Origin of the sequence: Caulobacter sp. BK020 (genome assembly GCF_004342605.1) — a bacterium.
Lineage (GTDB): Bacteria > Pseudomonadota > Alphaproteobacteria > Caulobacterales > Caulobacteraceae > Caulobacter.
The window spans coordinates 97636-107821 of record NZ_SLZL01000016.1 but is presented as its reverse complement, the minus strand read 5'-3'; the positions used below and the strand labels follow the sequence as shown (position 1 = coordinate 107821).

At 70.0% G+C, this 10186-nt stretch carries 9 protein-coding genes; 6 read left to right on the top strand and 3 right to left on the bottom strand.

Translation table 11 applies throughout. From position 1 onward, the window contains the following. Positions 1-215 precede the first annotated feature (215 nt). Positions 216-1235, top strand: coding sequence for a beta-eliminating lyase-related protein (locus EV278_RS18395; RefSeq protein WP_132094734.1), 1020 nt, complete (start codon positions 216-218; stop codon positions 1233-1235). Positions 1236-1303: 68 nt separating this feature from the next. Then, a complete protein-coding gene (locus EV278_RS18390; protein ID WP_132094732.1) occupies positions 1304-1795 on the top strand; it encodes a hypothetical protein in 492 nt (163 codons plus the stop codon). 94 nt (positions 1796-1889) lie between these two features. On the opposite strand, the gene EV278_RS18385 is transcribed toward EV278_RS18390, so the two are convergent. The 3 genes from EV278_RS18385 to EV278_RS18375 form a co-directional block, all read right to left on the bottom strand. After that, the gene (locus EV278_RS18385) at positions 1890-2435 is read right to left on the bottom strand and encodes a DUF1579 family protein (RefSeq protein WP_132094730.1); all 546 of its coding nucleotides are present in this window, start codon (positions 2433-2435) and stop codon (positions 1890-1892) included. 71 nt (positions 2436-2506) lie between these two features. Further along, entirely contained in the window at positions 2507-3343 is an 837-nt protein-coding gene (locus EV278_RS18380; protein WP_132094729.1) for a helix-turn-helix domain-containing protein, read from the bottom strand. Positions 3344-3354: 11 nt separating this feature from the next. Further along, positions 3355-3813, bottom strand: coding sequence for a recombinase family protein (locus EV278_RS18375; protein ID WP_165916694.1), 459 nt, complete (start codon positions 3811-3813; stop codon positions 3355-3357). A 302-nt stretch (positions 3814-4115) separates the two neighbouring features. Here EV278_RS18375 and EV278_RS18370 point away from each other — a divergent pair, with 302 nt between their 5' ends. The 4 genes from EV278_RS18370 (at position 4116) to EV278_RS18355 (ending at position 9966) form a co-directional block, all read left to right on the top strand. After that, complete coding sequence (locus tag EV278_RS18370; protein ID WP_132094725.1) at positions 4116-5096, top strand: peptidylprolyl isomerase; 981 nt, start codon at positions 4116-4118, stop codon at positions 5094-5096. Next, positions 5093-6628 (top strand): bifunctional glutamate N-acetyltransferase/amino-acid acetyltransferase ArgJ, encoded by a 1536-nt coding sequence (gene argJ, locus EV278_RS18365; RefSeq protein ID WP_243692259.1) that lies wholly within the window; start codon positions 5093-5095, stop codon positions 6626-6628. The genes EV278_RS18370 and argJ overlap by 4 nt, the downstream gene beginning before the upstream one ends. 164 nt (positions 6629-6792) lie before the next feature. Next, the gene (locus tag EV278_RS18360) at positions 6793-7260 is read left to right on the top strand and encodes a hypothetical protein (RefSeq protein WP_132094723.1); all 468 of its coding nucleotides are present in this window, start codon (positions 6793-6795) and stop codon (positions 7258-7260) included. Positions 7261-7635: 375 nt separating this feature from the next. Continuing rightward, positions 7636-9966, top strand: a complete 2331-nt coding sequence (locus EV278_RS18355) for a beta-L-arabinofuranosidase domain-containing protein (protein ID WP_132094721.1) — start codon at positions 7636-7638, stop codon at positions 9964-9966. Positions 9967-10186: the final 220 nt, after the last annotated feature.

The following is a 10186-nucleotide window of genomic DNA, read 5'->3' as shown; positions in this document are numbered from 1 at the left end:
CGGGCGCCGCGAGCCGCGTGAAGGGACCGGTGGCCACCGGTCCCTTCACAGCTCAAAGCCATCACGCCTTCGAGCCGCGATCCAGATACAAGGGGTCCCGGGCACGAGGCCCGGGATGGCGAGGAAAGAGGGGGAGAGTGGAGCAATCCTGCCCTAGACGCTCCCGCCCCGGCCATGGCATCCGGTCTGTCCGCCATCCACTCGAGACCCTGCCCATGGCCCGTTACGACTTCGCCTCCGACAACGTCGCCGGGGCCATGCCGGAAGTCATCGCGGCGATCGTCGCCGCCAACGCCGGGACGGCGTCGGGCTATGGGACCGACCACGTCAGCGCCGCCGCCGCCGACCGCATCCGCGCCCTGCTGGACGCCGACGCCGAGGTGCGGTTCACCGCCTCGGGCACGGCCGCCAACGCCTTCGCCCTGACCTGCCTGGCCCGGCCGCACGAGGCGGTCTTGGCCCACGAGCACGCCCACATCTGCACCGACGAGACCGGCGCCCCGGGCTTCTTCGGCCAGGGCGTGGGCCTGGTCGGCCTGCCGGGCGCTTCGGGAAAGATCGCCCTGCCCGGCCTGGAGCTGGCCCTGAACGAGCCCGACGTCTCCTACCGCCAGCCGGCCGCCGCCCTGTCCCTGACCAACGCCACCGAATACGGCACGGTCTACAGCGCCGACGATCTGGCCGCCCTGATCGCGCCGGCCAAGGCCCGGGGCTACGGCGTCCACCTGGACGGCGCGCGCCTGGCCAACGCCGTGGCGGCGGGCTTCGACCTCAGGCGGGCGGCGAAGATCGGCGTCGACATCCTGGTGATCGGCGGGACCAAGGCCGGCTCGACCCCGACCGAGGCCGTGGTGTTCCTGGACAACAGCCTGGCCCGGCGCCTCGACGCCCGCCTCAAGCACGCCGGCCAGCTGGTCTCCAAGGGCCGGTTCCTGGCCGCGCCCTGGCTGGGCCTGCTGGGCGAGACCGCCGACGGCGGCGCCTGGGCGGCCCGGGCGGCCCACGCCAACGCCATGGCCCGCAAGCTGGCCGCCCTGATGCCCTTCCCCCTGCGCCACCCGGTCGAGGCCAACGGCCTGTTCGTCGATATGGACGACGCGGCCCTGGAGCGCCTGCGGGCCAAGGGCTGGTTCGTCTACCGCTTCCTGGACGGCACGGCCCGCTTCATGTGCTCCTGGGCCACGACGCCAGAGATGGTCGAGGAACTGGGCGCGGCGCTGAAGGCGATGGCTTGAGAACTAGACTGTTGAGTTCACCTGGGCCGCTACCTAGGATGGAAGCCAGATCAGCAGTAAGGAACAGAATGGCGTCGCACGGAAAGTTCGCCTCGTCCGCTCTGGGCGTGATCGCCATCCTGGCCGCCTCGCCCGCCCCGGCCCAGGTTTCAGCCCAGGCCGCCGCCCCGACCGGAAGCGAGAACGTCTTTGTCTTCCGTGCCTATGCCGAACCGACCCTGTGGTCGACGACCCTGAAGGTCGATGGCCGTAACGTCGCCACCCTGAAGCAGAACAGCTTCACGGCGGTTCGACTCGCCGCCGGAGTTCACAAGTTCAAATTGGGTTGGCCCCTGCTTTCGGCGCAGAGCAATGCCGAGCTCCAGATCAATATCGAGCCTGACAAGACCTACTACCTCGCCGTTATCGGTGAAGCCGGCATCGACCATGTCGAAGGCAACATCATCTACGTCAGGGACGGGTCCGGCTTCGTACCGGTCGAGCCGGAAAAGGGCGCGACGTCAATCCAGGCCTGTTGCACATTCACCACGCCGACCGCTGTGAAAGCAGCGCGAGATTAGTGAAGACGTCGGCGAACGGGAGCTTCACCGGCAAACGCACGCCCGGCGGAGAATCCCGTAGTCTGCAGGGGCTCCACTCACTCCACCGGTGGGCCTAACGCACCCGCGTGTAGTCCAGCCGCACCGCCTGGGCTTCCCGCCCGTCGCGCGTCTCGTAATAGGCGTAGGTGAAGTGGTCTTCGTCCACCCGCGTCAGCACCTCGCGCAGCGGGATCGACTTGCCCGGATGGTCGAAGTCGGGGGTTTCGCCGAGAAAGGTATAGCGCCCCGCCGCGGCGTCATAGCCGCCCTTGGCGACGATCAGGCCGGTGAAGTTGACGTCCATCCAGGTGCTGAAGAACGTCCTGGCGGCGGTGTCGTAGCCGATATAGCCCAGGCCCTGGAACGGCTTGTCCTTGGCGGCGATCCTCAGCTCCTGGCGCAGGTGGCGACCGCCCAGCACCATGGCTAGGTCGGCCTCGCCCTGGTCGACGACCGGCGGCTTGTCGGGGCTGGTCCAGTAGCTCTGCCTGACCCTCCAGTGGCCGGCGAAGCGGGCCAGGGCCGCGTGCTCGGCGCCGAGCGGTTCGGTCCGCGCGCCCGAGGCCACGCCGAGCATCGCCGCCGCCACGATCACCGCCGTCCTGAACCCGATCCGCATCTTCCATTCCTCCCGATCGAACACCGGCAAGACGTGCGCGGTCGGGCGGACGGCCGCAACTACCTCGCGGGTCAGTGCAGCTCGCCGGCCGCCAGCCTGGCGCAGACCTCGGCGGTGCGCGCGTCGGCCGGGAACGCGCAGTCGATGCGCAGCTCGTCCAGGGTCACGTCGCGCGGGGCGGCGAAGGTGGTGATCGTCTCGAAGAAGCGCAGCGGCCCCGCCCGGCTGTTGAACACCATGGTCAGCACGGGCTCGGGCTCGGCGCCCAGCTCGCGCAGCCGCCAGGCGGCCGGAACGTCGGGATAGCGCAGGATCTCGTCAAGCAGGCGGCGGATCTCCGGGTCGGCCGGCGAGGCGATCAGCTCGTCCTGCAGGCGACGGACGAACTTGGCCGCCACCTCGGGCCAGTTGGCGATCACCGGGCGGAAGTCGTGCGGATCGAACACCTGGTGCAGCAGGTTGGTGTGCGGGCTAGCCCGCCCCTCCATCAGGAAGGCGTTGACCCGCATCGCCGCGTCGTTGGCGGCCAGCACCTCGAAGCGGCGGCTGATGACGAAGGCCGGATAGGGCTCCTGGTGGCGCAGGATCAGGTCGATCGCCTGGCTGAGCGGCCCCATCGCCGGATTGGCCAGATCGCGCTCGCCGTATTGCGGGGCGTAGCCGGCCGCCAGCAGCAGGGCGTTGTGCTCGCGCAGCGGCAGGCCCAGGGCGTCGGCCAGGCGCGAGATGACCTCCCGCCCCGGCTGGGCCTTGCCGATCTCGATGAAGCCAAGATGGCGGGCGGAGACGCCGGCCTCGTGGGCCAGATCCAGCTGGCTCATCCGCCGCAGCTCGCGCTGCTCGCGCAGCAGCACGCCGATGGCGGGGCGCCCGTCCTGGGAACGCTTCGGTGCGGACGCGGCGGCCATGGTCGTTCTCCTCAGGCGTCGGGATCCAGATCTGGGAGCGGATCGGACGCTTGTCCAGCCGGGACCGGCCGCCGGCCGCCCTCGCGCACGATCTTCTCCTCGGCCGTGCGCACCATGCGGCGCTGGTCGTGGAACGTCGCCAGCCGGGCGCAGGCGACGAAGAAGCCGCCGGGCTGGCGGGTGTCGATCCCCTCGGCCAGGGTCAGCAGGTGGATTCCGGCCGCCTGCAGCCGCGCCAGCACTTCCAGCAGGTCGACCAGGTGAGCGGCGAAAGCGTGCAGGTTGATGACCGCCAGCACGTCGCCGGGCTTCATCGCGGCCAGGGCCTGGTCCAGGCCCGGCTTGTGCACGGCCAGACCGTAGCAGCGGTCGTGGAACAGCTGGTCGCAGCCGGCCTCGAACAGCCGCTGCGACTGCGGCCCGTCGATCACCACGCCCCTGACGGGCGGAACCCTGAGATAGCCGACCATGCGCATGGCCGCTGTGTGGCGAAGATCGCGCCGCGAGGCTAGGGGGCGAGACGGAAAGGCCGGGGATAAAATATGAACCCTTGTATCTGGATCGCGGCTCAAAGCCATCACGCAATGGCGCTGCGATCCAGATACAAGGGGTTCCCGCCACAAGGCCCGGAATGACGACACTTTCTTTGAGGTGAGCGCCATTCACAGCGAATGCACTTACAACAAGGCGCGGCGAGATCGCGAAGCTGTTTCCTCTTGGCCTTAAACCGCGCTAGAGCGCTTGAAGAGAGTCAGCCGGAGATCGGCCCCTGATGAACATCGCCAAGTCTCGCCGTCCCGCCCTGGTCGCCGTCGCCGTCCTGAGCCTGCTGGTCGCCGCCTGCGGTCGCGACAAGGCCGACGAACGCCCGCCCGAGCCCGGCGACACCGCCGTCGCCCGGGTCGACGGCCACACCGTCTGGGCCTCGGACGTCAAGCGCGAGGCCGTGGCCCAGGGACTGATCAGCGAGGGCGAGCCGCTGGACATCGGCTCGGACCTGTTCCGCCAGCGCCTGGACGAGGTGATCGACCAGAAGCTGCTGGCGGCCGAGGCGCTGAAGCAGAAGCTGGACAAGGACCCCGTGGCCCAGCGCCGCCTGGCGGCCGCCCGCGAGCGGATCCTGGGCGACATGCTGGTCGAGACCGTGGTCGAGAAGGCGGTCAACGAGAACGCCATTCGCGGCCTCTATGCCGAGCAGCAGAAGCTGTCCAAGCGCAGCGAGGAGATCCGCGCCCGCCAGATCCTGGTCGCCAGCCAGGCCGACGCCGAGGCGGTCAAGAAGCTGCTGACCGCCGGCGCCTCGTTCGACGCCCTGGCCATGGAACGTTCGACCGACCCGGCCACCCGCTTCAACGGCGGCGACCTGGGCTATTTCACCGTCGACGTCATGCCGCCGGCCTACGCCGTGGCCCTGAAGGACGCCCAGAAAGGCGCGCTGGTCGGTCCGTTCCAGACCGAAGGCGGCTGGGCGGTCCTGCGCGTCGAGGACAAGCGCCTGGAAGAGCCGATCACCCTGGAGGCCGCCCGGCCGCAGATCGTGCGCTTCCTGACCTACGACCAGGTCCGCGACCTGCTGGAAAAGCTGCGCGGCGGGGCCAAGGTCGAGATGCTGACCGGCAAGCCCCAGGCCGTGCCCGGCGCGCCGCAGGAGCCGGCCTCGGCCCCGCCCGGCGCCGCCGACCAGGCGCCCTCCTCCGACCTCGACGACGCCCTGCCGGCGTCCGCCCCCGCTCAAGCTCCGGCCAAGAAATGACCAAGACCCCCCAGAAGGCTTCCAAGCCCGCGTCGAAGACGGCGGCCAAGACCACCGCCAAGGCCGCCAAGACTCCGGCGGCCGCCAGCGCTCCGAGCCCGGCCGAGATCGTCGGCCAGGTCGGGGCCAGCGTCGGCCAGACCCTGGAACGGGCCCTGGTCGACCCCCTGACCGCCGCCCTCAAGCGCGCCGGCCTGCGCCGCGCCCAGAAGGACGCCAATACGGGCTCTCCCGAAGCGGTCCAGGCCGCCAAGCCGGCGACCGCGCCCGCCGCGGCCGGGGCGCCGGGCAAGCCGGGCCTGGCCGTCTCGCCCCTGGCCGTGCCGTTCCCGACCATCCCGCCGATCGCCGGGGTCGAGATCGCCACCGGCCGCGCCGGCTTCTACAAGCATGATCGCGAGGACATGCTGCTGATGCGCTTCGCCGAGGGCACCTCGGCGGCCGGGGTCTTCACCCGCCACGGCGTCGGCTCGGCGCCGGTCGACTGGTGCAAGCGCCAGCTGGCCGCCAGCGGCGGCGCGGACGTGCGGGCCCTGGTGGTCAACGCCGGCTGCGCCAACAGCTTCACCGGCAAGCCCGGCGCCGACGCCGTGCGCCGGGTGGCCACGGCCGTCGGCAAGCGCTTCGACTGCCGCCAGCGCGACGTGATGATGGCCTCGACCGGGGTCATCGGGGTGATCCTCGACGACAGCAAGATCACCTCGAACCTGCGCCTGGTGGAAACCCGCCTGACCGAGGACGCCTGGGCCAGCGCCGCCTCGGCGATCATGACCACCGACACCTTCCCGAAGGGGGCCTACGCCACCGCGACCATCGACGGCCACGAGGTGCGGATCGCTGGGATCTGCAAGGGCTCGGGCATGATCGCGCCCGACATGGCCACCATGCTGGCCTTCGTGGCCACCGACGCGGCCATCGCCCCGGCGGCGCTGCAGACCCTGGTCAGCCTCTATACCCGCACCACCTTCAACTGCGTGACGGTGGACGGCGACCGCTCGACCAACGACACGCTGCTGCTGTTCGCCACCGGCAAGTCCGGCGCCCCGAAGATCCATCGAGCCGGCGACCGGCGCCTGGCGGACTTCCGCGAGAAGCTGGAGGCGGTGCTGCTGGACCTGGCCCTGCAACTGGTCCGCGACGGCGAGGGCGCGACCAAGTTCGTCAAGATCACCGTCAACGGCGCCGAGAGCCCGCTGTCGGCCCGCAAGATCGCCCGCACCATCGCCGAGAGCCCGCTGGTCAAGACCGCCTTCGCCGGCGAGGACGCCAACTGGGGCCGCATCGTCATGGCCGTGGGCCGCGCCGACGAGCCGGTCAATCGCGAGAAGATCAGCGTCAGGTTCGGCGACCTCTACGCCGCCCGCGACGGCCTGGTCTCGGCGGAGTACGACGAGGCGGCGATGAGCCGGTACGTCAAGAAGCAGGAGTTCGAGGTCTCGGTGGACGTCGGCGTCGGCAAGGGCTCGGCCACCGTCTGGACCTGCGACCTGACCAAGCAATATGTGGCGATCAACGGGGACTACCGGAGCTAGCGTTCCCTGACCGCCGTGCGTCCTTCGAGGCGCGCCCAGGAGCGCGCACCTCAGGATGAGGATCTCATTGCACTGCGGCCCTCATCCTGAGGTGCGCAGCGAAGCGGAGCCTCGAAGGACGCATGACGCTCCCGTTTCGCCTAAACCCGTGATCGGATCCGACCATGACCGACGACACCCCCATCGCCCTCCACGACATCGCCCAAGCCTGCCGCGAAGCCGGCTATGTCGTCGCCGAGATCGACCGCGGCCTGGAGGTCTCGGGGGCGGAGGACGGCGGAGCGTTCTACCTGTTCCCCGAGGGCGACTGGCTGCAGGTGCGTTGCCAGGTGTTCGACCCGACCGACCTCGACCAGGCCCGCAGCCTGGACGCCCTGTTCGAGACCATCGCCCGCGCCCAGTTCCGCATGATCGGCTGCCGGTTCGGCTTCGATGAGCTGACCGGCCTATGGCTGGTCTCCGACCTCTATCCCGGCTTCGAGCCCGAACGCCTGCCCGCCGTGCTGGAGCAGCTGGCCTTCGTCTGGACGTCGCTGGGCGGAGTGCTGGACGCGGCGCTGAAGGGAATCGTCGTCGACGAGGTCACCCTGGATGCGGCGTTCGAGCTGGAGCCCGACGGGCGGCCGAACTGAGGGAAAGTCCTCGGCCGCGACACCGCTCGCGTCTTGTCTGACAATTAGCGAAAGCCCAGGCCGCCGATAATCCGTCTTGAGAGCAAGCGCCGTCAATTCCGACCACGCCCCAAATAACTCGTCATCCCGGCCTCGTGCCCGGGCCCCCTTTGTCCGTCGCAGGTGCGGAGGTGGGGCGCGCCGGCGCGCCAAAGTGCTTCGCCGCCGGCTGAACCAGGGGTCCCGGGCACGAGGCCCGGGATGACGACGATAGGGGGAGGGGTCGAACTCAACGGCCGTTGGGATCAGAGCATCGAAGCCGACCTTGAGCCTTTCCGCCCATTGTGCTTTTTTTGCGGCAATAAATCAGACAAAAGCTCCAAGAGAGGAAGCGCCATGGATCTTGATCGGCCGAACCGGCGCGCCTTTCTGCTGGCCTCAAGCGCCCTGGCCTTCGCGGGCGCGGCCTCGCCGGCCCTGGCGGTCGCCACGGCCGGCCGCGTGGTCGCCGAACCCGTGCCGGCCCGCCAGGTCACGCTGAAACCGTCGATCTTCCAGCAGGCCCAGACCGCCAACCGCGCCTATCTGGTCTCGCTCTCGGCCGACCGGCTGCTGCACAATTTCCACCAGGGCGCCGGCCTGCCGGTCAAGGCCCCGGTCTATGGCGGCTGGGAAGCCCAGAGCATCGCCGGCCACACCCTGGGCCACTACATGAGCGCCTGCGCCCTGCAGGTGGCCGGCACGGGCGACCCGGAGCTGAGGGACCGCCTGACCTACATCGTCGCCGAACTGGCCCGCGTGCAGGCCGCCCATGGCGACGGCTATGTCGCCGGGACCACCCGCTGGGGCCAGGCCGATCCGGCGGGCGGCAAGCAGGTGTTCGAGGAGCTGCGCCGGGGCGACATCCGCTCGACCGGCTTCAGCCTCAACGACGGCTGGGTGCCGATCTACACCTGGCACAAGGTCCATGCCGGCCTGCTGGACGCCCACCGCCTGGCCGGCACGCCCAAGGCCCTGGACGTGGCCGTGGGCCTGGCCGGCTATTTCGCCATCATCATCGAAGGCCTGAGCGACGAGCAGGTGCAGCAGATCCTGGTCGCCGAGCACGGCGGGATCAACGAGGCCTATGCCGAAACCTACGCCCTGACCGGCGACGAGCGCTGGCTGAAGGTCGCCCGCCGGCTGCGCCACCGGGCGGTGCTCGATCCGATCGCCCAGGGCCGCGACGAGCTGGCCGGCCGGCACGCCAACACCCAGATCCCCAAGGTTATCGGCCTGGCGCGGCTGTACGAGGTGGGCGGCGATCCGGCCGAGGCCCGGGCGGCGCGGTTCTTCCACCAGGTGGTCACCCAGAACCACAGCTATGTCATCGGCGGCAATTCCGACCGCGAGCACTTCGGCAAGCCGAACGAGATCGCCCGCCACATGGCCGAGACCACCTGCGAGGCCTGCAACAGCTACAACATGCTGAAGCTGACCCGCCGCCTGTGGAGCTGGGCGCCGCAGGGGTCGCTGTTCGACTATTACGAACGGGCGCAGCTGAACCACATCATGGCCCACCAGCGGCCCAGCGACGGCATGTTCGTCTATTTCATGCCGATGGCGGCGGGCGGGCGGCGCAGCTATTCCACGCCCGAGGACAGCTTCTGGTGCTGTGTCGGCTCGGGCATGGAGAGTCACGCCAAGCACGCCGATTCCGTCTGGTGGCGCGGCGGCGACACCCTCTATCTGAACCTCTTCATCCCCTCGCGCCTGGACCTGCCGGACGGGGATTTCGCGATCGACCTGGACACCCGCTATCCGGCGGAAGGCCTCGTGCGGCTGAACGTCGAACGGGCCCCGGCCGGCGAGCGCGAGATCGCCGTGCGGCTGCCGGCCTGGTGCGCGGCCCCGGTGATCAAGGTCAATGGGACGCCGATGGGGCGTCGGGGCGGTGACGGCTACGCCCGTCTCAGGCGCCGCTGGAAGGCCGGCGACCGGGTCGAGCTGGTGCTGCCGATGGCGCTGCGGGCCGAGCCGACGCCGGACGATCCCAACCTGGTGGCCTTCCTCAGCGGTCCGCTGGTGCTGGCCGCCGACCTTGGTCCGGCCGAGCGCCCGTTCGAGCGGGCCGCCCCGGCCCTGGTGGGCGACGGCCCTCCGGCGACGCTGCTGCGCAAGGCCGGCCCGGCGCCGCACGCCTATGTCGCCGACCTGGCCACGGGCGGGACAGCCGCCTTCAGCCCGTTCTACGCCCAGTACGAGCGCCGCACGGCCGTCTACGCCCCGGTCTTCACCAAGGCCCGCTGGGCCGCGGAAGGGTCCGGCTTCGTGGCGGCCGAGCAGGCCCGCATCGACGCCGTGGCCCGCACCGTCGACGCGGTCTATCTGGGCGAACAGCAGCCGGAGGTCGACCACCGGGTGACGGCGGCGAACGGCGAGATCATCCAGCTGAACGGCCGCAGCGGCCGCAAGCTCAATCCCGGCGGCTGGCTGGAGATGACGCTGAACCGCCGCCCCGGACGCATCAGCCTGCAACTGGTCTACTGGGGACAGGACGCCAGCCAGAGGGTCAAGGTCCTGGTCGACGGCGCGCCCGTCGGCGTGGTCGAGACCCCGGCGGACAAGCGCGACGGCTTCTTCGCCGTGGACGTGCCCCTGCCGCCCGGCGCGGGCCCGGCGCGAGTGCGGCTTGAGGCGGGGGACAAGGCGGCCCTGGTCTACGAGGCGCGGGTGATGGCGGGCTAGAGCATCGCGCGGAAAAGTGGATGCCGGTTTTCCGTAAAAGCGATGCGAAAACAAAAAACTAGAGCAAATTGTGCGATTCCTATATCGCGCGATTTGCTCTAGCGGCCGGATCGACGGCCCGGGCGCTCCCCCGCGCCCGCTCCGGCTGTCATCCTTTGTCACAAACGCGATGCAGAGCCGAAAGGCGGCCTCGCCACTCTCGAACCCACAAGGCGGCTCC